Genomic DNA, 22,747 nt, shown 5'->3' with positions numbered 1-22,747 from the left:
ATCGGCCCGTTTTTCATGTCTGACCAGCCCGCTGCCTCCTCCCGCCTGCCCGGCCTGCTGTACCTGTTTGCTTTGTGCAATCTGGTGCTGGGCACCGGCGCCTTTGGTCTGGGCGGCATTCTGGAACAGGTGGCGGCCGACCTGAAACAGCCCGTGCAGGCGGTGGGCCAGAACATGACGGCCTATGCATTCGCCACCGCCTTGCTGGCCCCGGTGCTGCTGGTGCTTGCCGGGCGCTGGCGGCGACGCACAGCGGTGTTGGCCACCTTGGGCACGTTCGCGCTGGGCGTGCTGGTGTCGGTGCTGGCCACCGACTTGCGCACCCTGTTGTTGGGCCGTGTGCTGATGGGAGCGGGGGCCTCGTTTACGCCCTTGGCCGCAGGCATTGCGGTGGCCCTGGTACCGCCAGCGCAGCGCGGCAAGGCCTTGTCCACCACCTTCCTCGGCATGAGCCTGAGCTACGTGATCGGCGTGCCGCTGGGCGCCTGGATAGGCCTGGCCCACGGCTGGCGTTGGCCCCAAATGGGCGTGTTGGTGCTGCTGCTGGTGATGATGGTGCTGGTGTGGCGTTTGATGCCGGCCAACGTCAACGCGCCGGGCTCCAGCTTCAAAGGGCTGGGCACCTTGCTGCGCCGGGGCGAGGTGTTGCGCACCCTGGCCATGACACTGTTCTACTTCACCGCCATCTTCAGCGTGTTTGCCTATATCGGCCCGGTGCTGCTGTCGTTGGTGCCGCTGAGCCCGACCCAGCTCTCGGGCACCCTGGTGGTGTTTGGGCTGGCGGGTGTGGCCGGCACTTTGTCGGGCGGCTGGGCCACCGACCGCTTCGGCGCCCTGCCCTCGCTGCGCGTGCAGCTCAGCGGCCTGCTGATGATGATGTTGCTGGTGCCGCTGACCAAGGGCCTGTACCTGCCGCTGTTGCTGGCGCTGGTGGCCTGGGGCGTGTGTGGCTTCGGCATGATGGCACCTCAGCAGTCGCGCCTGGCCAGCGTCTCGCCACCCCAGGCGCCGCTGCTGCTGAGCCTCAACACGTCCATGCTGTACTTCGGCACCGCGCTGGGCGCTGCCGTGGGTGGGCTGGGCAGCCCCGTCTTGGGTTTTGACCAACTGCCGTGGCTGGGTGCGGTGTTTGCGGGCCTGGGTTTGCTGGTGCTGCTGACCACCCCAACGCCCCAACCCTTGGCACCCCAACGGGTGACACCATGAGCACAACACACACCGAACTCACCGCACTGCGCGCTGGCCTGCAAGCCCTGCGCAGTGGCAGCCTGCGCGTGCACGATTTTTCGGCACAAGCACGGCGGTCGCAGGCTTTGCTCGGGGCCTTGCCAGCACGGTACAGCGAGGTCTTGCTGGGTCTGCTGGACCGGCTCGAATCGTCGGCGCTGTTCGCCGAAGAAAGCTGCTCCTTCAGCCAGGTCGATTTGCTCGACAGCCTGCAGATGTGGCTGGACAAAGCCCAGGCCCAACTGGAGCGGTAGCCGTTACAGGTGGCGCCGCCGCAGCGGCGGCACACCTTCTGGCACGGCGCTCTCATCGGCCCGCTGGTGCAAGGCTTCAATGATGTGGCACTGGTCGTCCGAGCCATCGCAGCGCTCGCGCAGTCCACGCAAATCGCGCTCCAGCGAACGCAACTCGGTCAGGCGCTCGCGCACATGCTGCAAGTGGGCATCCAGCGCCGACCGCGCCGTCGCACAGTCGGACTTGTTGTTGAGGTCCAGCCCCACCAGGGTGCGCACCTCGTCAAGCGACATGTCCAGCGCCCGGCACAAGCGGATGAAGCGCAGACGGTGCACATCGGCCTCGCTGTAAAGCCGGTAGTCGCCGTCACTGCGTGGCGGCGCAGGCAGCAGGCCCTGGGCTTCGTAGTAGCGGATGTTGGCGGCGGTCACGCCGCAGCGTTTGGCGGTCTCGCCAATGCGGTGAACCGGGGTGCTGGCTGGTGCGGGGGCGGACATGCTTGACTTTCAACCCACTTGAAGGTTTCCAATCCTCTCACACCTTCATTTTTCCTGCACACCATGGCCTGCACCTCCTGCCACATCGATGCCACCAACAACACCCCCGCCCACACCACCCCCGACAACCACGACCCACGCTGGCGGCGTGCCCTGTGGGTCGCCCTGGTGGTCAATGCCGCCATGTTTGTGGTCGAGTTGTGGGCCGGCTTGCAGGCCGATTCGGTGTCGCTGCTGGCCGACGCCGTGGACTTTGCCGGCGACGCCGCCAACTACGCGCTGTCCCTGGCCGTGCTGGGCCTGGCGCTGAGCTGGCGCAGCCGCGCCGCCTTGCTCAAGGGCGTGTGCATGTTGGGCTACGGCGTGTTTGTGCTGCTCAAGGCCGGATGGGTCTTGCACATTGGGGCCGTGCCTGAGCCCCTGACCATGGGCGTGGTCGGCTTCATCGCCCTGCTGGCCAACACCGGCGTGGCCGTGTTGCTCTACCGCTTTCGCAGCGGCGACGCCAACATGCGCAGCGTCTGGCTGTGCACCCGCAACGACGCCCTGTCCAACGTGGCGGTGATGCTGGCCGCCGCAGGCGTGTTCGGCACCGGCAGCGCCTGGCCCGATCTGGCCGTCGCCGCCGTCATGGCCACCCTGGCCCTGAGCGCCGGCTGGCAGGTGGTGCGTCAAGCCCGCGCCGAGCTGACCGGCGTGCCACTGCCGCCCCGACCCGACGGCCATGGGCACGCGCACTGAGGAACAACAGGTGACCACTGCTCGCCGACCCAGTTCAGGGAGAACCAGGTGATGAGCCACAATCCAAATCAATCAACTGGGTGAAACCGTCCACTGCGGCAAAAGCTCAGTCCACATTCGCCGTACGCCACTGCGCATTAAGCAGAGCGTACTGCAGGAGGTCGTGGTGCCGGTCCGCCCAGTACCCGGCTTCCCGCTGCCGCCCCTCTTGCAGAAACCCGAGCGCCGCGAGCAAGGCCAGAGATGCCGTGTTGTCAGGGTGTACCTGCGCCTCGATTCGATTCAACTGCATCTCTCGGAAACCCCAGGTGAGAATGGCTTTCAGCGCTTCTTTCACGTACCCACGGCCCTGATGCGCCGGAGCGATTTCGTAACCGACGGTGCAGGACCTCCAGTTTCGATTCCAGCGAAACAGGCCGCATGTGCCGATCAATCCTGTCTGATCTCTCAACGTCACGGCCCAGCGTGCACCGGAGACCGGCTCTTTCCGCCAGCTGGCAAACAGAGCGACCAACTTTGAGGCGCCGTCAAGGTCGCGAATCGGATCCGAGCCGAACCATCTCATGTGCTCGGCGTCGCCATGAATCCGAAGAATATGCGCCGCATCCGATTCCACAACCTCACGCAGTGTGAGTCGGGATGTCTCCAGCACTGGAAAATCGACCATAAGCTGCCTGCGGTCTAACGAAATGAATCCCGCAAATCCTGCGGAATAAAACGGACAGTGTGGGATATTCTGAACACGGTTTCCTCCTGAAAGCGGCTTGTGGCCTGGGTTTTGGGTCGATACCCCGCGTCAAACCGCAGGTATAAAAACACCATGAAACCCGGCACGCCTGTTTGACGTTCCGCCCGCTTGCTGGACCAGGCTCGCGAGCGGATTCGGTGCCTTCACTATAGCTTCAGCACCGAAAAGGCGTACCTGCGCTGAACTTATTGGGCCAGCCGCTATCATTCCTCCCATGCACCGTTGCCTGATGGTTTTGATGATCTGCCTGCTGCCCCTGCGGCTGTGGGCGGGCGACGCCATGGCCGTGCAGCACGCACCACTGGCCCCACATGAGGCGCCGATGGTGGTGGCGCAGGACGCCCACCCCTGCCACGGTGCCGATGCCCCGTCGGAGGCCCCAGCCGCACAGGCAACGTCCGAACACAGCGGCGCCTGTGGCGACTGCAGCGTCTGCCACGGTCCCCTCGCCGGCCTGGCACTGCCCACCTGGGCACCCCCTGCCCTGCCTGAGGCGCTGCCGTGCACCCTGGGCTGGAGCGCTTTGAGCGCCAACGGCCCGCCCCACCTCAAACCCCCCAGAGCCTGAACACCTGGCCCGCCTCAGGGCAAGGGTTGGCACGCCTGCGCGTGCCTGTGTGTTCATTCTGGAGACTTTCATGTCGTTTGTTTTTTTCGACCAGGCGCGCTGGCGCGTGCGTCTGGTTGCCGTGGCCCTGTCCTGCGCGTGGCCGATGGCCGCGCCCGGCGCCGCTGAGCTGCCCAGCGCCGAGCCACTGGACTGGCGCCAGGCCAATGAGGCGGTGGGGCGCTACCTGCGCGGCCACACCGATCTGCTCAAAGCCGAATCCGCTCCTGCCCCTGCAGCACCCGACGTGCGCGCCGAACTGCGGCTGGACGCCGCACTGGCCCAGGCCCTGGCGCGCCGCCCCGACCTGTTCGTGCGGCCGGGCCAGTCGCCCGCCGAAACCGCCCAGCAGCGGCTTGCGGCGCTCGAATGGCAACGCGACGTGCGCGAAGCCTGGGGCCAGGCGGTGTTGGCCGAGCAACTTGCCCGCCTGAGCGAGGAGGCTGCCCACGTCACCGCCACCGGCGCAGAGCTGGGCCGGCGCATGGCCCAGGTGGGCACCTGGAGCCGCGCGCAGTGGTTGCGCGAACACACCCTGTCGCTCGACGCCCAGATGGCCCGCGACAACGCCTTAGCCGCCGCCGCCGTGGCCCGCGCCAAGCTCTGGCAGCGGCTGGGCGTGGCCGACGGTGACACCCGCTGGCGCCTGCCCGACCAATGGCCTGCGCCCGCGCCGCTGCCCACACCTGCCGCAGCCAGCGCCCACGGCACCGCACCCCAGCCCCTGTTTGACCAAGCCCTGGCACAGCGCCCCGAGCTGATGGCCAGCCGCCTGGAGGCCCAGCGCCTGACGCAGGCTGTCACGCCGGAGCAACTGGGCACCGCGGGCGCACACCTGGCCACGGCCGCGCAGGCGGCGGTATCGCAAGGCCAGGCCACCGCTGGCCTGAATCCGGTCGCGCTGGGTTGGAGCCACGCACAGGAACGCGCGCTGGGCGCCAGCCTGGCCGTGCATGCGCAGGAGGCCACGCTGCGTCTGGATCTACAAAATGCCTGGCGTCAGTGGCAGATGGCCCAAAGCCAGATCGCGCGCCTGAGCGCCTGGCAGGCTGCGCAGACCGAGCTGCTGGACGACATGCAGCGCCGCTACAACGGCATGCTCAAGAGCACCTGGGACTTGCTGGCCAGCGCGCGCGAACACATGGCCACGCAGCAGCGCCTGCAACAAGCCCGCCATGACCTCTGGCTGAGCCACACCCGCCTGCAGCACCTGCTGACCGGTGGCGACGCCGTTCCCCTCAGCCCCAGCCTCGGCGCCACACCCACTGGCGGCGCACAGCGCAGCCCCGGACATTGACCATGAGCAACTCACACCTGCCCCGCCGCGCATTTCTGGGCGGCGCTGCCTTCACCGCTGTTGCAGCAGCCTCTGTCTCGCGTGTGGCCCTGGCCGCGCTGCCCGAGCCGGTGATCCAGACCTCGGCCGCCACCGCCGCGCCGCTGGCCCCACCCAACGGCCGGCCCTACCACCCAGTCGTCACCTTGAACGGCTGGACCTGCCCCTGGCGCATGAACAACGGCGTCAAGGAATTCCACCTGGTGGCCGAGCCGGTGGAGCGCGAAATGGCCCCTGGCATGGTGGCCCGCCTGTGGGGCTACAACGGGCAAAGCCCCGGCCCCACCATCGAGGTGGTCGAAGGCGATCGCGTGCGCATCTTTGTCACCAACAAGCTGCCCGAGCACACCACCATCCACTGGCACGGCCAACGCTTGCCCAATGGCATGGACGGCGTGGGTGGGCTCAACCAGAAGCAGATCCCGGTGGGCAAAACCTATGTGTACGAGTTCGAGGCGCGCCGCCCCGGCACCTTCATGTACCACCCCCACGCCGATGAGATGGTGCAGATGGCCATGGGCATGATGGGTTTCTGGGTCACCCACCCCAAAACCCGGCACCCGCACATTGCCGACGTGCAGCGCGACTTCTGTTTCCTGCTCAACGCCTTCGACATCGAGCCCGGCGCGAGCGTGCCCAAGATCAACACCATGCTGGACTTCAACCTCTGGACCTGGAACAGCCGTGCCTTCCCCGGCATCGACAGCCTCAACGTGCGCCTGGGCGACCGGGTGCGCGTGCGCGTGGGCAACCTCACCATGACCAACCACCCCATCCACATCCACGGCCACGAGTTCGAGGTGACCGGCACCGACGGTGGACCCACGCCGCCCGGCAGCCGCTGGCCCGAGGTGACCACCGACGTGGCCGTGGGCCAGATGCGGCAACTCGAATTTGTGGCCGACGAAGAAGGCGACTGGGCCATGCACTGCCACAAAAGCCACCACACCATGAACGCCATGGGCCACGATGTGCCCACGCTGATCGGCGTCAACCACCAGGGCCTGGTGCGACCGCTGCAACGCGCCGCGCCCGATTACATGGTGATGGGCGAACGGGGCATGGCCGACATGGGCGAGATGCAAATGGAACTGCCCGACAACACCCTGCCCATGATGACCGGCCAGGGCCCCTACGGGCCGATCGAAATGGGCGGCATGTTCACCACGCTCAAGGTGCGGCGCGAACAGAAGCCGGGCGACCACAGCGACCCCGGCTGGTTCCAGCAACCGCCGGGCACCCAGGCCTTTGAGTGGACAGGCGCCCCACCGGCCGCAGCTGCTGCACCCCAAGCGCCCACACCCGCCACCGTCAACGTGCGCAAGCCGGGCGCGGGCGACCACAAACACCACTGACCCCAAGGAGCCCTTTCATGAACACACCCACCGCTGTCCTGGGGCTGGCCCTGGGCCTGGGCGCCCTGAACACACTCGGCAGCACGGCCCTGGCACACGGCCCCAAGGCCCACGCACCCGCCGCCGTCGTCAAGGAACAAAAGCCCTGGGGCATCGCCGCCGATGCCCAGGAGGCCCGACGCACCATCACCATCACCATGGGTGATGACATGCGCTTCAGGCCCGATGTGATCGACGTGCGCGAAGGGGAGACCGTGCGCCTGGCCATCCGCAACCAAGGCAAGCTGCTGCACGAACTCGTCATCGGCACCCAGCAGGAGCTGGACGAACACGCCGCGCTGATGGTGAAGTTTCCCAACATGCAGCACGACGAACCCTACATGGCACACGTCGACCCGGGCCAGCGGGGCGAGATCGTCTGGACCTTCAACCGCCCTGGCGAGTTCAAGTTCGCCTGCTTGATCGCCGGCCACTACCAGGCCGGCATGGTGGGCACCGTGCGGGTGCGCCCCGCCCACAAGGAGTAAACATGCAACGACGACAACTGCTGGCCGCCACCCTGGCCACCCTGGGCACCGCCGCCCTGGCCCAAAGCCCGCGCACCGACAAGGCCCCGCTGCTGCAGGTGTGGAAAAGCCCCGACTGCGGCTGCTGCGGCGAGTGGGTGCAACACATGCGCGACAACGGTTTTGCCGTTGAGATTTTTGACGTGGGCAACGTGGCCGCACGCAAGCGCCTGGGCATGCCCGATAAGCTGGGCAGCTGCCACACCGCGCGCGTGGGCGGCTACGTGATCGAAGGCCATGTGCCCGCCGCCGATGTGCTGCGCATGCTGCGCGACAAACCCCAGGCCCTGGGCCTGGCCGTGCCCGGCATGCCCATCGGGTCACCCGGGATGGACGGCCCCGAATACGGCGGTCGGCGCGACGCCTACGACGTGCTGCTGGTCGCGCGCGATGGCAGCACACGCGTGTTCCAAAGCCACCACAAAACCTGACCTACCGGAGATACCTCATGAAACACTGGCTCACCACCGCCGTCTCCACGGCCCTGTTCGCCACCCTGGCCACCACCGCCTGGGCGCAAGATGCGCTGCCCCAGGCCGAGGCCGAGGTGCGCCGCGTGGACACCCGCGCCAACACCGTGACCCTGCGCCACGGCGACATCAAGAACCTGGACATGCCACCCATGACCATGGTGTTCCAGGTCAAGGACCCGTCCTGGCTGCAACACATCAAGGCCGGCGACAAGGTGCGCTTCACCGCCGACAAGGTGGGCGGCAACTACACGGTGATGAGCCTGGAGCCGCAACCACCGGCGAACTGACGTGGCTGGCGTGGTGCCCGCAGCTGGCCTCAAGGCACCATGCGGTACACGAACGCACACTGGCCCGGTGCAAAACCCGGCACATCGGAGCTGACCCGTTCGGAACGCCCCCGCACCTCGTACACCACACCGGGCGTGCGGGCCAGCGCGGTCAAGGCGTCTGTGCTGGCCTGCTCCAGGTACATGAGGCCATGCAACAGGTAGCGGGTGCCTGCCGCCGATCGCAGGAAAAACCCGTCGCCCGTGTTGACCTCGTCCAGCAGCTGGCCACGGACCACCAGCGGGCGTGTGGCCAGGTGCCTCGGGGCAGCGACCTGGTCCTCCGCTGGTGGCACGATCCACACCAACGGCGGCACCTGAGGCAGGTTGATGTGGCGCAGGCTGGTTGCCCCTGGCTGCAGCGCGTGCAACACCGCCAGGCGCTCCAGGTAGGTCTGGTTCAGGCATTGCACATTCTTGCAGGCGTCCCTGACCCCGCGCAACCAGGCCCGCTGGTCGGCCATCAGGCAACTGTCGGCGTGCGACAGCACGCGGCGCGCAGCAGCGTGGTAGCGACCCATGTGCTCGTCCAGCTGCGCGGTTTCAGCCGAGCCACAAATGGTTTTTTCGACCGCGGTTCTGGCCTTCGCACAATCGAACGACGCCGCCTGGAGGGTCGGCGCGATCAGACAGGCGCTGGCCAGGGTCAGTCCGGCCACCAAGGCGGTGTTCATTCAGCGCGTCCAGTCCGCCACCACCCGCCCAGCCCAGCGCCAGTTCAGCACCAAACTTGCCGGTGGTTGGCCCCACACATCGGTGGCGCGGTTGTCCAGCCAAGCCAGTTCGGCCGGCAGCGGCTGGTCCGAGGCCACAAACAACACCACCTCGCCACCGGCATCGCTTGCCTCGACCGCGCGCATCAGCGTGACCGCGGACGCCCCCTGTCCCAGCAGGGTGTGCACGCGGTCAACCAGCCAGCGCGAGACCCCATCCCAGGGTCCTGCGCCAAGCGCCAGACACAACACCGTGTGGTAGATCGCCCCGGTGGCGAGTGCGTTCTGGCGCGACCACTCGCGCCGGTACTGCCGCCGTGCGGTGATGGCAATGCCCTCCTTGCCCCACCCATTCACGATGACCAGGCGCGCCGCCTCGCGCGCGTCACCGTGTTCGTAGTTCAGAAAACCGGCTTCGTCCGGGAAGGCATAGCAGCAGATGTAGTCGGCTTCATGCGCCACGTCGGTGTCGCGTCGGAAAAGCGTGGCGCGTTGCAACGAATCGCACTGCCAGAGGATGCCGATGTGGTCGTTGTACCAGCGCTGCAGGGCGGTGTGGTCGCCGTCACACGAGCGGCTGAAGACGAGGTTGAGGTAGTGGGGTGCCATGCCGGAATTGTGCAACGCCTGCCGTGCTAAGGTCGGCGCCGTGACACGTTCCCTGCGCTACACCCTGGTCTCGCTGCGCGAGTTGCTGGTCTCTGCCGGCCCGCTGGTGCTCGTCGTCATCGGCCTGCTGGTGGCCGCCTACCTCTGGCTGGAACCCAATCCGCCCAAAAAAGTGGTGCTGGCCACAGGGCCGGAGAACGGCGCCTACGACCGATTTGGGCAAGCCTACGCGCAGGCACTGGCGCGCCACGGCATCACCGTGCAACTGCATGCCAGCGAGGGCGCCGCCGACAACCTGCACCGCTTGCGCGACGGGGCGGTGGACATGGCCTTTGTGCAGGGCGGCAGCGGTCAGATCGGGGCCGACGAGCAGGACAGCCTGCTGAGCCTGGGCAGCCTGTTTGTGGAACCGCTGTGGCTGTTCTACCGTGAGGCCAAAGGCAAACCCGCCACCCTGCCCGACCTCAAGGGCTGGCGCATCAGCGTGGGCACACCGGGCAGCGGTGTGCCGGCCCTGTTCACCCGCCTGCTGGCAGCCAACGGCCTGACGCCACAGGATGTGCGGCTGCGCGAACTGGAACAGACGCCGGGCACCATGGCCTTTCTCGACGGTAAGGTGGATGCCTTGGTGTTTGCCTCGGCACCTGAAGCCATGATGGTGCAAATGCTTCTGCAGACCCCAGGCGTGGCGCTGATGCCCTTTCCGCAGGCACAGGCGTACGCCAGCCGCCTGGGTTTTCTGACCCCGGTGACCCTGCCTCAAGGCGTGGTGGACCTGGCCCACAACCAACCTGCCCACGATGTGCCGCTGGTGGCCTCCACCACCAGCCTGCTCGCACGTGCCGACACCCACCCCGCGCTGCGTCAGCTGATGGCCCAGGCGGCGGTGGAACTGCACAGCCCGCCCGGCTGGTTTCACCGCGCACGCGACTACCCCAGCCTGGAACACGGCGAAGTGCCACTGGCGCCCGAAGCCGAACGCGCCATCCGCGGCGGCCCGCCGCTGCTGCAGCGCTACTTGCCCTTCTGGCTGGCCAACCTGATCGAGCGCATGTGGTTGAGCCTGGGCCTCATCTTGGCGCTGGCACTGCCCTTGTCGCGCGTGATACCGCCGCTGTACGCCTTTCGCATCCGGCGCCGCGTGTTCGTGTGGTACGCCGAGCTGCGCGACATCGAGGAAAGGGCCGAACGTGCGCCGGCCGACATCGCGCGGCTGGTGGACGAACTCGACGCCCTGGAACAACGCGCCGAAAAAATCACCCTGCCGCTGGCCTACACCGACGAGCTTTACACTTTGCGGCAGCACATCCACGTGGTGCGCAAAAAGCTGCTGCGCCACGCCTCTGAATCTCCACAGCCCCTACCGACGGAGCCTCTGAATGAACCTCGTTGATGCCGGCCTGACCGCTGCCGACTCGGCCCTGCGCACCCTGTTTGCCCCACACCGGGCGGCCCGCCCCTGCCCCACCGTGCCCGAGGCCGGCACCGTGGAACTGCAGGGCGAAGACAAAGCGCTGGCCGGTGCACTGATGCGCGTCAACCACGTGGGCGAGGTGTGTGCCCAGGCGCTGTACACCGCGCAGGCCCTGGCCGCGCGCCTGGCCCCGGGCGACGCCGCCGCCAACGAACGCCTGGCCCGCCACTTCGAAGCCGCCGGCCAAGACGAAACCGACCACCTCGCCTGGACCAAATCGCGCATTGACGAGCTGGGCACCCACACCTCGCTGCTCAACCCGCTGTGGTTTGCCGGCGCCTTCGGCATCGGGCTGCTGGCGGGTCGCCTGGGCGAACGTGTGAGCCTGGGTTTTGTGGTGGAAACCGAGCGCCAGGTCGAAGCCCACCTGGCCAGCCACATGGACCGCCTGCCGCCGCAGGACCACGCCTCGCGCGCCATCGTGGCGCAGATGAAGGACGACGAGGTGCGCCACGCCCGCGAGGCCCAGCAGGCCGGCGCGGTGGAGCTGCCCTTCCCGGTCAAAATGGCGATGAAAGCCGCCGCCAAGGTGATGACCACGGTGGCGCACCGGGTCTGAATTCTGAATCAGCCCTTTCGGCGCGGCAACACCACCACCAGCAGCAGCAACACGGCCACGCCCAGCAGTGTGGCCGACACCGGGCGTGTCACAAACACGCTCCAGTCGCCCCGCGCCAACAGCAACGCGCGTCGCAGGTGGGCCTCGATCCATGGGCCCAACACAAACCCCAACACCAGCAGCGAAGGCTCGCAGCGCAAGCGGTGCAACACATGGCCCAACAGGCCAAACCCCGCCACCGTCCACACCGCCCAGGTGCCGTGTTCACGGGCATACAACACCATGCCCACCAACAGCAACAGCGCGGGCAAGCCATGTTTGTGTGGCAATTGCAGCAGCGGCCGCCACACCCTGAGCAAGGGCACCGACAGCGCCAGAAGCAGCAGGTTGCCCAGGCCCATCGACACGATCAGCCCCCAGAACAGCTCGGGATGCACGCCCATCAACTGCGGGCCAGGTTCGATGCGGTGCAGCACCAGCACGCCCAGCACCACCGCCATCACGGCGTTGGCGGGCAAACCCAATGCCAGGGTGGGCAGAAAGGCGGTCTGTGCGCCGGCGCTGCTGGCGGCTTCGGGGGCCACCACGCCGCGCGGTTGCCCTTGGCCCATGGGCGGCTGCGCCTGGGCCGACACGCTGCGCTCCAGCGCGTACGCCACCCACGACGACAACAGCGCGCCCCCGCCAGGAAACACACCCAGCACCAGGCCCAGGCCAGAGCCACGGCACAAGGCGGGCAACACAGCCAGCCAATCGGAGCGACTGGGCAAGGCGTCACCGTCGGTGTCACTGGAGGCCGTCGAAATGGTCACCGTCTGCTGCAGGTGGGTGATGAGTGGCGCCACCGCCAACAGGCCCAGGGCCAAAGCGCCGAAACCGAACCCGTCACGCCACTGGGGCCAGCTGCCCACAAAACGTGTGTCGCCGGTGTGGCCATCGGTGCCGGACAGGCCAAACAACATGCCCAGCAACACCATGGCCAGCGCCCGCACCATGCCGCCCGAGGCCAGCACCGCCGCACCCAGCAGGCCCACGACCAGCAGCGCCACGTATTCGACCGGGCCGAAGTGGTAGCTCCAGACCACCAGCAGCGGCGAGGCCAGGGCCAGCGCCACCACGCCCAGGCTGCCCGCCACAAACGAAGCCCCGAGCGCGAACCACTGCGCGCGGTGACCACGTCCGCTCAAGGCCATAGGGTGGCCATCGTGGCAGGTCATGGCGGCCGACGATTCACCCGGCACGTTGGTCCAGATGGCCGTGGCTGCGCCGCTGTATTGCGCACCGTAGTAGATGGCGGCCATCAGCATCAGCGCGGCCAGCGGCGAGACATGCACCGTGAAGGGCAGCAACAAGGCCATGGCACTGGCGGGCCCCAAGCCCGGTAGCGCCCCCACCACCAGCCCGATCAGGCAACCGACCAGGAGCAGCAGCATGTGCTGGCCTTGCCAGGCCGCGCTGAGCCCCAGGCTGAAGGCGTCCAGAAGATCGAAGCTCATGCGGACACACTCAACGCGGCCACGCCGCCCACCAGGCCCCGGCACCCAACACGACCAGCACGCCCAGCACACCCAGCAAGGGGCCCCAGGCCATGGGGCCGAGCGGCCCGCCGCCATCCGCTTCCAGGGTGAGCGACTTGAACACCAGCGTGGCGCCAAGCAAGGTCAGCAAAGCGGCCAGCACCAGTGGAAAGAAACCTGGCCCCATGTCAGCGCCCCAACCGATGTCGTGCAGGCTGGCGGCCCAGGCATAGGCCACGCCCAGCAGCACAAACAGCAACCCGGCCCAGAAGTCGCGGCGGTTTTTGATCATGTGCGGCGAGAAGACAAGGCGCTCACGCCACCGGCTTGAACAGTTTGAGCCACTTGACCGCTGGCAGGCCCCAGCGGGCCTGGATGGCCTCGGCCCGCGCCAGCAGCTGCATGCGCGTGGGCTGCTGGGGCGTGCGCAGGGCCAGCACCACGGTGTTGCCCTCGCGCGTGGGTTTGAAGGCCCACACCGCATCGGGGCCGAAGGCGGCGCAGATGCGCTCCAGCGACTGCTCGTAACTGGTGTCACGCCCGAACAAGTTGACGGTCATCGCGCCCTCGTCGGTCAGCAACTGGCGGCAGTGGCGGTAGAAATCTTCGTCATCAAGCACCGGTGCCGCAGCCTCGTGGTCGTACAGATCGACTTGCAGCGCGTCCACCGTGCCACGGTGCTCGTCGCGCTGGATTTCCTTGCCTGCATCGGCCAGGCGCACGTGCAGGCGCGCGCTGTCGGGCGGCAGCTTGAACCACTGGCGGCACACCGCCAGCACCTGGGGATTGAGCTCAATGGCGGTGGTTTTCATGCGCAGCTTCTTGAAGCTGAACTTGGTCAGCGCCGCAGCCCCCAAGCCCAGTTGCATGGCGTGGCGCTTGCCCACGCTGTCGGGGTCGACGAAGAGCAGCCAGGCTTCCATGCGCTGCACGTAGTCGAGCTCGATGTCAAAGGGGGCGTCGATCAGCATGCTGCCCTGCACCCACTCGGTGCCCAGGTGCAGGTATCGCACCTCACCGAACTCGGAGAAGTTGACTTCCGGCAAATCCATGGCAGCCATCAGCCCCCCACCGCGTGGCGCTGCAACACATCGCGCCAGGCGGCCAGCTTGCGTTCAAAAGACCAGCTCGCATTGGCGGGGCTGGTGGAGGGCAAACGGTACACCGGCAGGCCCAGCGCCTGGGTGTGGCGCGCGTGGCGGAAGCTCTCGCCGCCGTTGTGGGCGATGGCCTGCAACTGCGGGCAACGTGCGCGCAGCCCGCTCACATCGTTGGGCTGGGCGTTGCGAATGGCGCTGTCCAGGCTGCCCTCGCGTTCGCAGGTGGCGTACACGTCCCACAGGCCCAGCCCGTGTGTGTGCAATGTGTCAATTCGTTGGGCGTAGGGCATGTCGGTCAGGGGCTGTTGCCAGATGGCGGCAAGTATCTTCCAGAAATGGTTCTGCGGATGGCCGTAGTAGCGTTGTGTTTCCAGTGATGCACGGCCAGGAAAACTGCCCAGCACCAGCAAGCGGGTCGTGTCGCTGAGCACCGGGGGCAGACCGTGCAACATGTCAATGGCCTCCCTGGACCAGTGTGGCCAGCCGGGGCAGGGCCTGGCAGGCGTTGGCGCTGGTGGCCCGGGCCACGGCTTCGGGCGCCAAACCGCGCAGCTCGGCCAGCACGGCGCCGATGCGCGGCAATTCGGCCGGGCTGTTGCGGCCCTGGGGCACACCTGCGGCGCGCTCAGCGGCCGGGGTGTAGAGCCACTGCGGCGGGATGTCGGGCGCGTCGGTCTCCAGCACCAGTGCCTGCAGCGGCAAGTGGGTGGCCAGGTGGCGCAGCTGGCGTGCGGTGTCGAACGTGAGTGCGCCGCCAAAGCCCAGCTTGAACCCCCTGTCCACAAAGGCCTGCGCCTGCACGTCGCTGCCATTGAAGGCGTGGGCGATGCCACCGATCACCGGCAGTTGCCGCAGGTGTTTGAGCAAGAGGTCAGCCGAACGGCGCACATGCAGGATGACCGGCAGGCCGTGGCGGCGCGCGATGCGCAATTGCGCGCGGTAGAAGTGGGTCTGGCGGTCCCGCATCTCCGGCGTGCACAACGCCGGCACAAACAGGTCCAGGCCAATCTCGCCCACCGCCACCAGGCGCGGATCGTCACGCCATTCTGAAATCACCCGCTCCAACTGTGTCAAATCGTCTTCGGTTGCCTGGGGCACATACAGGGGATGGATGCCCAGCGCATAGGCGTCGCCCGTGAGGTGGGCCAGTTGGCGCACCGCATCAAAGTGAGCGGCCACTACCGCCGGATACACACACCAATCGACACCTGCCGCCCGGGCTTTTGCACGTTCGGCGGTGGCGGCGCCACCGAACTCGGGCGCATCGAGATGGCAATGGGTGTCGGTCCACATGCCTGGATTGTGCCGCCCGGCCGGTTTCGGCCCGAATTGACATTTCTTGAGCCTTTCGGGCTTTGAATTGACAAAGTGCTCTTTTAAGCTTCGCGTCGCGGTTGAGGGGCAACCCCAACCGAACACACAAAGAAAGCAGGGAGGACGATTTCATGGGTGCTTGGGCAAAGGTGGTGGCGCAGATCACAAGAGGCGCCGTCGCGTTGGGGCTGGCGAGCCTGCTCGCGGCCTGCGGTGGCGGTGGCGACGCGCCTGAGGCCTTGGAAGGGATGAGCGTCACATCGGCGCCCGCGCCCCTGCACCACATCGAACTGCCGCTGAGCGACTGGACCGGTGACGACGGCCAGCACGTGGTGCGCAACACCAGCGACTGGGCGGCCACCTGGCTCGCCATCCAGTGGCGCGAAGAAGCTGCCCCGCCTTTGACCGGTGTGGACTTCAAACAGCACATGCTGGTGGGTGTCACGGCCTCGTATGGTGGTTGCAGCGGCAGCATCACCATCACCAGCGCCGAGCGTGAGACCACCGCCACGGGTGATGGCTGGGTGGTGGCATACCAGGTGCAAGACCTTGGCGCGGCGCCGGGCATGGTGTGCACCGCCGACGTGAAACCGGTGGTGGACTTCATCCTCCTGCCCGCCAGCCCCGCCGCTGTGCGTTTCGTCGAACTGCCCCGCCTGCGCTGATCCGCGCCCCGCTTGGGCACAATGGCAGGCATGAACCTGCCCACCCCACCCCACCTGTTTATCCTCACCGGCGCCTCGCGTGGCATGGGTCTGGCCATGGCCCGCCAGTTGTTGCGGCCCGGCCACACCCTGCTGTGCATCTCGCGCCGCACCAACGACGAACTCGCTTCGCTGGCACAGGCGCAAGGCGTGCACCTGGAACAGTGGTCGCAAGACCTGGCCCACAGCCAGGAGGCCGCCGAGCGCCTGGAGCGCTGGCTGGGCAGCCTGCACGCCAGCGAACTGGACAGCGCCACGCTGATCAACAACGCGGGGGTGATTCCCCACATCAGCCCCTTGGGCGGCATCGCCACCAACGATCTGGCCAACGCCTTGCGCGTGGGCCTGGAGTCGCCCCTGGCGCTGACCAGCGTGTTCCTGCGCGTGACCGGCCGCTGGGTGCAACAAGGCTGGCGGGGCCCGCGCAAAGTGCTCAACATCTCCTCCGGCCTGGGACGCCGCGCCATGGCCTCGCAGGCCGCCTACTGCACAGCCAAAGCCGGCATGGACATGTACTCGCAGTGTGTGGCGCTGGAAGAAGCGCAGTTGCCCCACGGGGCGCGCATCGTTTCGCTCGCGCCCGGTGTGATCGACACCGACATGCAGGTGCAGTTGCGCAGCTGCGACCCGGCCGCCTTCCCTGACCTGGGCAACTTCATCGGCATGAAGGAACGTGGCCAGCTCACCTCGCCCGAGGCGGCGGCCGAGCGCGTGCTGGCCTACCTGGAGCGCCCCGACTTCGGCAGCAAGGTGGTGGCCGATGTGAGGGACCCGGCATGACCCGACCGGTCGTCCTGGGCTCCACATCCAAGTACCGCGCCGAACTGCTGGGCCGCTTGGGGCTTGCTTTTGAGCAGGCCGCGCCCGACGTGGACGAAACCCCGATGCCCGGCGAAACGCCAGAACAGATCGCGCGCCGCCTGGCCCTGGCCAAGGCCCGTGCGGTGGCGCAAAAGTTTCCGCACGCGGTGGTGATCGGCAGCGACCAGGTGGCCGATCTGGCCGGCACACCGCTGGGCAAACCGGGCACCCATGAGCGTGCGGTCCAGCAGCTGCGCGCCATGCGTGGCCAGACCGTGGTCTTCCAAACCGCCCTCGCCGTGGTCTGCGCCGAAACCGGCTTCGAGCAGGCCGATCTGGCGGCGGTGAAGGTGGTGTTTCGCGACCTGAGCGACAACGAGATCGAACACTACCTGCGCGCAGAGCAGCCCTACGACTGCGCCGGCAGCGCCAAGAGCGAAGGGCTGGGCATTGCCCTGCTGGAACGCATCGACAACGACGACCCGACCGCGCTGGTGGGCCTGCCGCTGATCCGCACCTGCCGCCTGTTGCGCGCCGCCGGAGTGAAGCTGCTGTGACGGGTGCCCTGTACCTCGTGCCCACGCCACTGGACTTTGGCATGGCGCCGGTGCCGCTGGGCGTTGCCCTGCCCGAGCACACGCTGACACAAGCCGCCGGGCTGACACACTGGGTCACCGAAAACGCCAAGAGCACGCGCGCCTTCCTCAAGCGCGTGGGCGAGTTGCACCCGCTGGCCACGCCGCTGCAAGCCCAACACATCGTGGAGCTGCCGCGCGAGGTGCACAAAAAGGGCGACCACGGCCCCGGCGGTTTTGATGCCAAGCCGCTGCTCGCACCTGCGCTGCAGGGCCACGACGTGGGCCTGGTGAGCGAAGCCGGCATGCCCGCCATTGCCGACCCCGGCGCTTCGGTGGTGCGCGCCGCGCACGCGCTGGGCCTGCGGGTGGTGCCGCTGGTGGGGCCGATCTCCTTGATGCTGGCGCTGGCAGCGAGTGGTTTGAGTGGTCAGCACTTTGCGTTTGTGGGCTATTTGCCGCAAGAGCCAACGGAACGCCTCAAGCAACTGAGGGCGCTGGAAGCCACGGCCATGAAAACCGGGCAGACGCAGATTTGCATCGAGACGCCCTACCGCAACGAGGCGCTGCTCAAGGCCCTGGTGCAGGGTTTGCAGCCGAGCACACGGCTGGCGGTGATGGTCAACGCCACGCTGCCGTCGGCTGGTGTGCACAGCGCGCTGGTGAGCCAGTGGCGGCTGTCAGCGCCCGCGTTGCCACTGTCTGGGCCAGCGGTGTTTTTGTTTGGGTGCTGAGGTTTTTTGGCGGCTTGCTCGCGGGATCGGGGAGACGGGACGCCCTGCTCCGCGGCTGTCCTCCGCCCCGCTGTGCGGGGCTCCCCCTTTATGCCGCTGCGCAGGGCACCCCGCCACCCCGATCTGACGAGATGTTGGTTAACCACCGTTGGTGTGCCTGCATGGTGGCTGCCCTCGTGGTTGGGGTGACTGGCGCAGCGACATCAAGGAGGAGCCGGCGCAGCCGGCGGGGGACAGTCGCGGAGTCAGTCGCCCCAAGCACGTGGGCGAAGAGACACAGGCGAAACAATCAATGCCTGAAGTGCCGTACCCCAGAAAACACCATCGCCACACCCCGCTCGTTCGCCGCGTCGATCACTTCCTGGTCGCGCATCGAACCACCCGGCTGCACCACACAAGTGGCACCAGCGTCCACCACCACATCCAGCCCATCGCGGAACGGGAAGAAGGCGTCGCTCGCCACCGCCGTGCCGACCAACGACAGGTTGGCATGCCCAGCCTTGATGCTGGCAATGCGGGCCGAATCGAGGCGGCTCATCTGGCCGGCGCCCACACCCATGGTCATGCCGTCCTTGCAGAACACAATCGCGTTGCTCTTGACGAACTTGGCCACCTTCCAGGCAAACAACAGGTCGTCCAATTGCTGCTCGGTGGGGGCGATTTTGGTGACGACCTTGAGGTCGCTGCGCTGCAGCTCGTGGTTATCCGCCGTCTGGATCAGCAGGCCCGAACCCACGCGCTTGACGTCGTGTGAATTCTGGCCACGCTCCCACGCGGTCTTGCCATCGCGCTTGACGCCGGCCAGCGAAATTTCGAGCACGCGCACATTCACCTTGCTCTGGAACACGGCCAGCGCCTCGGGCGTGAACGCCGGGGCCATCAGCACCTCGACAAACTGCTTGCTCACGGCCTGCGCGGTGGCGCCGTCCACCGGCGTGTTGAAGGCGATGATGCCGCCGAAGGCGCTGGTGGGGTCGGTCTGGAAGGCCTTGGCATAAGCGTCGGCGCTGTTGGCGGCCACCGCTACGCCACAGGGGTTGGCGTGTTTGACGATGACACAGGCCGGCACGTCGAAGCTCTTGACACATTCCCACGCGGCGTCGGCGTCGGCAATGTTGTTGTAGCTGAGTTCCTTGCCCTGCAGCTGCTTGGCGCTCACCAGTGAGCCGGGCGCGGGATAGAGGTCGCGGTAGAAAGCGGCGCTCTGGTGCGGGTTCTCGCCGTAGCGCAGGTCCTGCAGCTTGACCATGTTGCTGTTGGCCTGGGCAGAAAACGCAGCGTGGCTGCCATCCTCGTTGATGGCCGAGAGGTGGTTGCTGATGGCCGCATCGTAGTTGGCGATGCGGTTGAAGGCGGCCACCGACAGCGCGAACTTGGTCTTTTTGCTGATGCCACCGGCCTGCAACTCGGCCAGCACGCCGGCGTACTGCGCGGCGTCGGTCAGCACGGCCACGTCCCGCCAGTTCTTGGCGGCGCTGCGCACCATGGCCGGGCCACCGATGTCGATGTTCTCGATCGCGTCTTCCAGCGTGCAGCCGGGCTTGGCCACCGTGGCTTCAAACGGGTAGAGGTTGACCACCAGCAGGTCAATGGTGTCAATACCGTGTTCCTTGAGCGACGCCATGTGCGCCGGCAGGTCGCGTCGGGCCAGCAGGCCACCGTGGATTTTGGGGTGCAGGGTCTTGACACGGCCGTCCAGCATCTCGGGGAAGCCGGTGTGATCGGCCACCTCGGTCACGGGCAAGCCCGCATCGGCCAGCAGCTTGGCGGTGCCGCCGGTGGACAGCAATTGCACACCCAGCGCGTGCAGGCCTTGGGCGAGTTCGAGAACGCCGGTTTTGTCGGAGACCGAGAGAAGTGCTTTCATGGGGTGACTCAAAAGGACAAAAAATCAGGAGCGGTCGATCAGCTGGTGCTCAACCAGCTTCTTGCGCAAGGTGTTGCGGTTCAGGCCCAGCCACTGGGCCGCGCGCGACTGGTTGTTCTGGGCTTGGGCCATCACCACCTCCAGCAGCGGTTTTTCCACCGCCGCGACCAACATGTCGTAGAGGTTGGCGGGCTCGGTGCCGTCAAGGTCGTTGAAAAATTCGGAGACGCTTTGCCGGACGCAGTCCTGCAAGCTCGGGGAGGATGAGCTCATGCAGCCAATTTCCATTCTTGTTGTTGGGCGAAGTGCTCGCGCACGCAGCGCAATTGGGCTTCGCAGCTTTCGATGGCGTTGATGCGCTCGCGCAGGGCCGCAGTGGCCGCCTCGCCGCCGGGCAGCGAGCGAGCGTACCAGCCCAGGTGCTTGCGCGCGGTGCGCACGCCGGTGTATTCGCCGTAGAGGGCGTAGTGGTCTTCCAGGTGTTCCAGCAGCCAGCCTTGCAGTTCGTCTGCGGTGGGCGGCGGCAGGTGCTCACCAGTGGTCAGGAAGTGAGCGATCTCGCGGAACAGCCAGGGCCGGCCCTGGGCGGCACGGCCGATCATGATGGCGTCGGCCCCGGTCTGGGCCAGCACGTCACGCGCTTTTTCGGGTGAATCGATGTCGCCGTTGGCCACCACCGGGATGCGCAACACGCTCTTGATATGGGCCACGGTGTCGTGTTCGGCCACACCTTTATAGCCCTGCTCGCGCGTGCGACCGTGCACGGTCAGCATCGCGATGCCGGCGCCTTCAGCCGCGCGCGCCAGCAACGGCGCGTTCTTGGCCGTCTGGCACCAGCCGGTGCGCATCTTGAGCGTCACGGGCACGCCCTTCGGCGCGCACGCGGCCACCACCGCCTCAACGATCTGCAGGGCCAACGCTTCGTCCTGCATCAACGCCGAGCCGGCCCATTTGTTGCACACCTTCTTGGCAGGGCAGCCCATGTTGATGTCGATGATCTGGGCGCCCCGGTCCATGTTGTAGCGGGCGGCGTCGGCCATCATCTCGGCGTCGGTGCCGGCGATCTGCACCGCGATGGGCGCCTGCTCGCCCTCGTGGTTGGCGCGGCGTGAGGTCTTGAGGCTGTTTTGCAGGTCAGGCCGCGAGGTCACCATCTCGCTCACCGCGTAGCCGGCGCCCAGCTGTTTGCACAGACGCCGGAACGGCCGGTCCGTCACCCCGGCCATGGGGGCAACAAACAGGTGGTTCGGGAGGGCGTAGGGGCCGATGTGCATGGGCGAAAAAAACAACCCTGATGCGCGGGGCAACCAGGGTTGTGTGCTGAAAATTTGTGCACGAATTGTAGCCCTTCGGCGTTTCAGGGACTGAAATCCCGCTGAGCGGAAACCCTATACTGGCCCGCATGGAAGCGTGGTTGCACGGCCTGCTGGCCGCCCTCAGTCTGCCCCAGTACGGGCTCAGCACGGTGTTTGTGGTGGCCACCTTGTCGGCCACGCTGCTGCCCATGGGTTCTGAACCGGTGGTGTTCGGCCTGGTCAAGCTGAACCCGACGCTGTTCTGGCCGGCGGTGCTGGTGGCCACGGCGGGCAACACCCTGGGCGGCGCCATCAGTTGGGCCATGGGGATGGGTGCCCACCGCGCGGTGGACCGGGCCCGTGGCAAACCCACCGAGATGCAGGCCCTGCGCTGGCTGGAACGTTTTGGCCCCAAGGCCTGCCTGGTGAGTTGGCTGCCCGCCGTGGGCGACCCCCTCTGCGCGGTGGCCGGCTGGCTGAAGATGCCCTTCTGGCCTTGCCTGGCCTACATGGCGGTGGGCAAATTCCTGCGCTACGTCACAATGACGGCAGGGTTGCTGTGGGTGTTTCCGGGCGGCCTGAAATTCTGAGTCAGGCCTCGTCGGCGCGGCCCACCTGCGTGGCGGCCGCCACACGTGCACCCAGCAAGGATTCGATGAGCGGGGGCAAGTCGTTCACCAGGCGCGGTTTGTGCACCACGGGCACCTGGTCCAGCGCAAAGGCATAGGGGGCACGCTGCGCTTCGTCCAGGGCGGTGAGCACGATCAGCTTGCATTGGCCAAACAAGGCATGCGAACGCAAGCCGGTGATGAGGTTGGCGCCATCGATGCCGGGCAACATGATGTCCACCACCAAGAGGTCGGGCTGCAGCTGCCCGAACGAGGCCAGGCCGGTGATGCCGTCGCTGGCCACATGCACCTCCAGACCGGGAAACTTCTGCTTGAGCAACAGGGCCACCAGGTTCTGGAAATGGGTCGAATCCTCGATCAGCAGCAGGCGCGGCGGGCGTTGGCCCATGCGAAGACGGCGGCTGCTTTCGCGACCGGCTCCCACCTCGCCCTCTTGCCGCCCGGCCGCTTCGGCGCGCACGCCGCTGCGGCTGCCTTGCAGCCAACGTTCCAGCGACTCACGCGAGATGCGGCGGTGCCCACCCGGCGTTTTCCAGGCCTGCAGATCGCCCCGGTCCACCATCAGTTGCACCGAGCGCACTGCCATGCCCAGCATCTTCGCCACTTCGATCGTGGTGTAGTAATTTGAGGCGGAGGCCACGTCAGCCCGCACCAGGCTTGGATTGTTCACGGATCAACCTCGACATTGACAAAGATACTCAAATCAATTTTGAGCGTTTTAGCAATTTTAAGTCAAAGTTAAAATT

29 protein-coding genes are annotated in these 22,747 nt (G+C 66.9%); 16 read left to right on the top strand and 13 right to left on the bottom strand.

From position 1 onward, the window contains the following. Nucleotides 1-15 precede the first annotated feature (15 nt). Both ACFQU0_RS01100 and ACFQU0_RS01095 read left to right on the top strand, forming a co-directional pair. Complete coding sequence (locus ACFQU0_RS01100; RefSeq protein ID WP_382198035.1) at nt 16-1,206, top strand: MFS transporter; 1,191 nt, start codon at nt 16-18, stop codon at nt 1,204-1,206. Next, nucleotides 1,203-1,481 (top strand): hypothetical protein, encoded by a 279-nt coding sequence (locus ACFQU0_RS01095; protein WP_382198033.1) that lies wholly within the window; start codon nt 1,203-1,205, stop codon nt 1,479-1,481. Before ACFQU0_RS01100 ends, ACFQU0_RS01095 begins: the two co-directional genes overlap by 4 nt. Nucleotides 1,482-1,484: 3 nt before the next feature. Here the strand turns inward: ACFQU0_RS01095 and ACFQU0_RS01090 are convergent, their stop codons facing one another. After that, on the bottom strand, nt 1,485-1,958 hold the full coding sequence (locus ACFQU0_RS01090) for a Cd(II)/Pb(II)-responsive transcriptional regulator (protein ID WP_382198031.1): 474 nt from the start codon (nt 1,956-1,958) through the stop codon (nt 1,485-1,487). Nucleotides 1,959-2,021: 63 nt separating this feature from the next. On the opposite strand from ACFQU0_RS01090, the gene ACFQU0_RS01085 reads away from it, so the two are divergent. Then, the gene (locus tag ACFQU0_RS01085) at nt 2,022-2,699 is read left to right on the top strand and encodes a cation efflux transmembrane domain-containing protein (RefSeq protein WP_382198029.1); all 678 of its coding nucleotides are present in this window, start codon (nt 2,022-2,024) and stop codon (nt 2,697-2,699) included. A gap of 106 nt (nt 2,700-2,805) precedes the next feature. Here ACFQU0_RS01085 and ACFQU0_RS01080 read toward each other — a convergent pair whose 3' ends face one another. Next, nucleotides 2,806-3,366 carry a GNAT family N-acetyltransferase gene (locus tag ACFQU0_RS01080; RefSeq protein WP_382198027.1) on the bottom strand — a complete coding sequence of 187 codons (561 nt, stop codon included), beginning with the start codon at nt 3,364-3,366 and terminating at the stop codon, nt 2,806-2,808. Nucleotides 3,367-3,661: 295 nt separating this feature from the next. Here ACFQU0_RS01080 and ACFQU0_RS01075 point away from each other — a divergent pair, with 295 nt between their 5' ends. The 6 genes from ACFQU0_RS01075 to ACFQU0_RS01050 all read left to right on the top strand — a co-directional run bounded on the left by ACFQU0_RS01075 (nt 3,662) and on the right by ACFQU0_RS01050 (nt 8,071). Then, complete coding sequence (locus ACFQU0_RS01075; protein ID WP_382198025.1) at nt 3,662-4,015, top strand: hypothetical protein; 354 nt, start codon at nt 3,662-3,664, stop codon at nt 4,013-4,015. A gap of 70 nt (nt 4,016-4,085) precedes the next feature. Then, complete coding sequence (locus ACFQU0_RS01070; protein ID WP_382198023.1) at nt 4,086-5,351, top strand: TolC family protein; 1,266 nt, start codon at nt 4,086-4,088, stop codon at nt 5,349-5,351. A gap of 2 nt (nt 5,352-5,353) precedes the next feature. Further along, nucleotides 5,354-6,745, top strand: coding sequence for a multicopper oxidase family protein (locus ACFQU0_RS01065; protein ID WP_382198021.1), 1,392 nt, complete (start codon nt 5,354-5,356; stop codon nt 6,743-6,745). 17 nt (nt 6,746-6,762) lie between these two features. Beyond that, nucleotides 6,763-7,272, top strand: coding sequence for a cupredoxin domain-containing protein (locus ACFQU0_RS01060; protein WP_382198019.1), 510 nt, complete (start codon nt 6,763-6,765; stop codon nt 7,270-7,272). 2 nt (nt 7,273-7,274) lie between these two features. After that, the gene (locus ACFQU0_RS01055; protein ID WP_382198017.1) at nt 7,275-7,742 is read left to right on the top strand and encodes a DUF411 domain-containing protein; all 468 of its coding nucleotides are present in this window, start codon (nt 7,275-7,277) and stop codon (nt 7,740-7,742) included. A 17-nt stretch (nt 7,743-7,759) separates the two neighbouring features. Next, nucleotides 7,760-8,071: a copper-binding protein gene (locus ACFQU0_RS01050; protein ID WP_382198016.1), complete on the top strand. Its 312-nt coding sequence runs from the start codon at nt 7,760-7,762 to the stop codon at nt 8,069-8,071. 29 nt (nt 8,072-8,100) lie between these two features. Here ACFQU0_RS01050 and ACFQU0_RS01045 read toward each other — a convergent pair whose 3' ends face one another. Both ACFQU0_RS01045 and ACFQU0_RS01040 read right to left on the bottom strand, forming a co-directional pair. Continuing rightward, nucleotides 8,101-8,784, bottom strand: coding sequence for a lysozyme inhibitor LprI family protein (locus tag ACFQU0_RS01045; protein WP_382198014.1), 684 nt, complete (start codon nt 8,782-8,784; stop codon nt 8,101-8,103). Then, a complete protein-coding gene (locus ACFQU0_RS01040; RefSeq protein WP_382198012.1) occupies nt 8,785-9,432 on the bottom strand; it encodes a hypothetical protein in 648 nt (215 codons plus the stop codon). A 40-nt stretch (nt 9,433-9,472) separates the two neighbouring features. Between ACFQU0_RS01040 and ACFQU0_RS01035 the strand changes: the two genes are divergently transcribed. Both ACFQU0_RS01035 and coq7 read left to right on the top strand, forming a co-directional pair. Then, on the top strand, nt 9,473-10,825 hold the full coding sequence (locus ACFQU0_RS01035; protein WP_382198010.1) for a TAXI family TRAP transporter solute-binding subunit: 1,353 nt from the start codon (nt 9,473-9,475) through the stop codon (nt 10,823-10,825). After that, entirely contained in the window at nt 10,812-11,465 is a 654-nt protein-coding gene (coq7, locus tag ACFQU0_RS01030; protein ID WP_382198008.1) for a 2-polyprenyl-3-methyl-6-methoxy-1,4-benzoquinone monooxygenase, read from the top strand. Before ACFQU0_RS01035 ends, coq7 begins: the two co-directional genes overlap by 14 nt. Nucleotides 11,466-11,473: 8 nt before the next feature. On the opposite strand, the gene ACFQU0_RS01025 is transcribed toward coq7, so the two are convergent. From ACFQU0_RS01025 to ACFQU0_RS01005, 5 genes are read right to left on the bottom strand one after another with little or no spacing between them, the layout of a single operon-like run. Further along, the gene (locus ACFQU0_RS01025) at nt 11,474-12,961 is read right to left on the bottom strand and encodes a tripartite tricarboxylate transporter permease (protein WP_382198006.1); all 1,488 of its coding nucleotides are present in this window, start codon (nt 12,959-12,961) and stop codon (nt 11,474-11,476) included. A 10-nt stretch (nt 12,962-12,971) separates the two neighbouring features. Continuing rightward, nucleotides 12,972-13,274: a tripartite tricarboxylate transporter TctB family protein gene (locus ACFQU0_RS01020; protein ID WP_382198004.1), complete on the bottom strand. Its 303-nt coding sequence runs from the start codon at nt 13,272-13,274 to the stop codon at nt 12,972-12,974. Nucleotides 13,275-13,296: 22 nt separating this feature from the next. Next, the gene (locus ACFQU0_RS01015) at nt 13,297-14,043 is read right to left on the bottom strand and encodes a class I SAM-dependent methyltransferase (protein WP_382198002.1); all 747 of its coding nucleotides are present in this window, start codon (nt 14,041-14,043) and stop codon (nt 13,297-13,299) included. Further along, nucleotides 14,043-14,534, bottom strand: coding sequence for a DNA-deoxyinosine glycosylase (locus tag ACFQU0_RS01010; protein WP_382198000.1), 492 nt, complete (start codon nt 14,532-14,534; stop codon nt 14,043-14,045). The genes ACFQU0_RS01015 and ACFQU0_RS01010 overlap by 1 nt, the downstream gene beginning before the upstream one ends. 1 nt (nt 14,535) lies before the next feature. Then, on the bottom strand, nt 14,536-15,375 hold the full coding sequence (locus tag ACFQU0_RS01005; protein WP_382197999.1) for a TatD family hydrolase: 840 nt from the start codon (nt 15,373-15,375) through the stop codon (nt 14,536-14,538). A gap of 152 nt (nt 15,376-15,527) precedes the next feature. Here ACFQU0_RS01005 and ACFQU0_RS01000 point away from each other — a divergent pair, with 152 nt between their 5' ends. The 4 genes from ACFQU0_RS01000 to ACFQU0_RS00985 are packed head-to-tail and all read left to right on the top strand — an operon-like array spanning nt 15,528 to nt 18,210. After that, nucleotides 15,528-16,061, top strand: a complete 534-nt coding sequence (locus ACFQU0_RS01000; protein ID WP_382197997.1) for a hypothetical protein — start codon at nt 15,528-15,530, stop codon at nt 16,059-16,061. Between the two features lie 30 nt (nt 16,062-16,091). Next, entirely contained in the window at nt 16,092-16,880 is a 789-nt protein-coding gene (locus tag ACFQU0_RS00995) for an SDR family NAD(P)-dependent oxidoreductase (protein WP_382197995.1), read from the top strand. Next, on the top strand, nt 16,877-17,458 hold the full coding sequence (locus ACFQU0_RS00990) for a Maf family protein (RefSeq protein ID WP_382197993.1): 582 nt from the start codon (nt 16,877-16,879) through the stop codon (nt 17,456-17,458). The genes ACFQU0_RS00995 and ACFQU0_RS00990 overlap by 4 nt, the downstream gene beginning before the upstream one ends. Nucleotides 17,459-17,499: 41 nt before the next feature. Then, complete coding sequence (locus tag ACFQU0_RS00985; protein ID WP_382198266.1) at nt 17,500-18,210, top strand: SAM-dependent methyltransferase; 711 nt, start codon at nt 17,500-17,502, stop codon at nt 18,208-18,210. Nucleotides 18,211-18,499: 289 nt separating this feature from the next. Here ACFQU0_RS00985 and purH read toward each other — a convergent pair whose 3' ends face one another. From purH to dusB, 3 genes are read right to left on the bottom strand one after another with little or no spacing between them, the layout of a single operon-like run. Next, nucleotides 18,500-20,077 carry a bifunctional phosphoribosylaminoimidazolecarboxamide formyltransferase/IMP cyclohydrolase gene (gene purH, locus ACFQU0_RS00980; RefSeq protein WP_382197991.1) on the bottom strand — a complete coding sequence of 526 codons (1,578 nt, stop codon included), beginning with the start codon at nt 20,075-20,077 and terminating at the stop codon, nt 18,500-18,502. 24 nt (nt 20,078-20,101) lie between these two features. After that, nucleotides 20,102-20,350 (bottom strand): helix-turn-helix domain-containing protein, encoded by a 249-nt coding sequence (locus tag ACFQU0_RS00975; protein ID WP_382197989.1) that lies wholly within the window; start codon nt 20,348-20,350, stop codon nt 20,102-20,104. Next, complete coding sequence (gene dusB, locus ACFQU0_RS00970; protein WP_382197987.1) at nt 20,347-21,351, bottom strand: tRNA dihydrouridine synthase DusB; 1,005 nt, start codon at nt 21,349-21,351, stop codon at nt 20,347-20,349. The genes ACFQU0_RS00975 and dusB overlap by 4 nt, the downstream gene beginning before the upstream one ends. A 128-nt stretch (nt 21,352-21,479) precedes the next feature. On the opposite strand from dusB, the gene ACFQU0_RS00965 reads away from it, so the two are divergent. After that, nucleotides 21,480-21,962: a YqaA family protein gene (locus ACFQU0_RS00965; protein WP_382197985.1), complete on the top strand. Its 483-nt coding sequence runs from the start codon at nt 21,480-21,482 to the stop codon at nt 21,960-21,962. A 1-nt stretch (nt 21,963) separates the two neighbouring features. Here the strand turns inward: ACFQU0_RS00965 and ACFQU0_RS00960 are convergent, their stop codons facing one another. Further along, nucleotides 21,964-22,671 (bottom strand): response regulator, encoded by a 708-nt coding sequence (locus tag ACFQU0_RS00960; RefSeq protein ID WP_382197984.1) that lies wholly within the window; start codon nt 22,669-22,671, stop codon nt 21,964-21,966. Nucleotides 22,672-22,747 lie beyond the last annotated feature (76 nt).

The organism is Hydrogenophaga defluvii (assembly GCF_042665235.1).
Classification (GTDB): domain Bacteria; phylum Pseudomonadota; class Gammaproteobacteria; order Burkholderiales; family Burkholderiaceae_C; genus Hydrogenophaga; species Hydrogenophaga defluvii_A.
The sequence above is the reverse complement of the archived record's forward strand: the minus strand, read 5'-3'. Positions and strand labels throughout refer to the sequence as shown.

Bases quoted from the DNA above. Each gene is read 5' to 3' on its own strand.
- ACFQU0_RS01100 (WP_382198035.1), top strand. From the start codon at position 16: ATGTCTGACCAGCCCGCTGCCTCCTCCCGCCTGCCCGGCCTGCTGTAC.
- purH (WP_382197991.1), bottom strand. From the start codon at position 20,077: ATGAAAGCACTTCTCTCGGTCTCCGACAAAACCGGCGTTCTCGAACTC.
- ACFQU0_RS01020 (WP_382198004.1), bottom strand. From the start codon at position 13,274: ATGATCAAAAACCGCCGCGACTTCTGGGCCGGGTTGCTGTTTGTGCTG.
- ACFQU0_RS01080 (WP_382198027.1), bottom strand. From the start codon at position 3,366: ATGGTCGATTTTCCAGTGCTGGAGACATCCCGACTCACACTGCGTGAG.
- ACFQU0_RS01000 (WP_382197997.1), top strand. From the start codon at position 15,528: ATGGGTGCTTGGGCAAAGGTGGTGGCGCAGATCACAAGAGGCGCCGTC.
- ACFQU0_RS01045 (WP_382198014.1), bottom strand. From the start codon at position 8,784: ATGAACACCGCCTTGGTGGCCGGACTGACCCTGGCCAGCGCCTGTCTG.
- coq7 (WP_382198008.1), top strand. From the start codon at position 10,812: ATGAACCTCGTTGATGCCGGCCTGACCGCTGCCGACTCGGCCCTGCGC.
- ACFQU0_RS00985 (WP_382198266.1), top strand. From the start codon at position 17,500: ATGGCGCCGGTGCCGCTGGGCGTTGCCCTGCCCGAGCACACGCTGACA.
- ACFQU0_RS00965 (WP_382197985.1), top strand. From the start codon at position 21,480: ATGGAAGCGTGGTTGCACGGCCTGCTGGCCGCCCTCAGTCTGCCCCAG.
- ACFQU0_RS01025 (WP_382198006.1), bottom strand. From the start codon at position 12,961: ATGAGCTTCGATCTTCTGGACGCCTTCAGCCTGGGGCTCAGCGCGGCC.
- dusB (WP_382197987.1), bottom strand. From the start codon at position 21,351: ATGCACATCGGCCCCTACGCCCTCCCGAACCACCTGTTTGTTGCCCCC.
- ACFQU0_RS01005 (WP_382197999.1), bottom strand. From the start codon at position 15,375: ATGTGGACCGACACCCATTGCCATCTCGATGCGCCCGAGTTCGGTGGC.
- ACFQU0_RS01075 (WP_382198025.1), top strand. From the start codon at position 3,662: ATGCACCGTTGCCTGATGGTTTTGATGATCTGCCTGCTGCCCCTGCGG.
- ACFQU0_RS00975 (WP_382197989.1), bottom strand. From the start codon at position 20,350: ATGAGCTCATCCTCCCCGAGCTTGCAGGACTGCGTCCGGCAAAGCGTC.
- ACFQU0_RS01055 (WP_382198017.1), top strand. From the start codon at position 7,275: ATGCAACGACGACAACTGCTGGCCGCCACCCTGGCCACCCTGGGCACC.
- ACFQU0_RS00995 (WP_382197995.1), top strand. From the start codon at position 16,092: ATGAACCTGCCCACCCCACCCCACCTGTTTATCCTCACCGGCGCCTCG.
- ACFQU0_RS01070 (WP_382198023.1), top strand. From the start codon at position 4,086: ATGTCGTTTGTTTTTTTCGACCAGGCGCGCTGGCGCGTGCGTCTGGTT.
- ACFQU0_RS01015 (WP_382198002.1), bottom strand. From the start codon at position 14,043: ATGGCTGCCATGGATTTGCCGGAAGTCAACTTCTCCGAGTTCGGTGAG.
- ACFQU0_RS01065 (WP_382198021.1), top strand. From the start codon at position 5,354: ATGAGCAACTCACACCTGCCCCGCCGCGCATTTCTGGGCGGCGCTGCC.
- ACFQU0_RS01010 (WP_382198000.1), bottom strand. From the start codon at position 14,534: ATGTTGCACGGTCTGCCCCCGGTGCTCAGCGACACGACCCGCTTGCTG.
- ACFQU0_RS01085 (WP_382198029.1), top strand. From the start codon at position 2,022: ATGGCCTGCACCTCCTGCCACATCGATGCCACCAACAACACCCCCGCC.
- ACFQU0_RS01095 (WP_382198033.1), top strand. From the start codon at position 1,203: ATGAGCACAACACACACCGAACTCACCGCACTGCGCGCTGGCCTGCAA.
- ACFQU0_RS01040 (WP_382198012.1), bottom strand. From the start codon at position 9,432: ATGGCACCCCACTACCTCAACCTCGTCTTCAGCCGCTCGTGTGACGGC.
- ACFQU0_RS00990 (WP_382197993.1), top strand. From the start codon at position 16,877: ATGACCCGACCGGTCGTCCTGGGCTCCACATCCAAGTACCGCGCCGAA.
- ACFQU0_RS01050 (WP_382198016.1), top strand. From the start codon at position 7,760: ATGAAACACTGGCTCACCACCGCCGTCTCCACGGCCCTGTTCGCCACC.
- ACFQU0_RS01090 (WP_382198031.1), bottom strand. From the start codon at position 1,958: ATGTCCGCCCCCGCACCAGCCAGCACCCCGGTTCACCGCATTGGCGAG.
- ACFQU0_RS01060 (WP_382198019.1), top strand. From the start codon at position 6,763: ATGAACACACCCACCGCTGTCCTGGGGCTGGCCCTGGGCCTGGGCGCC.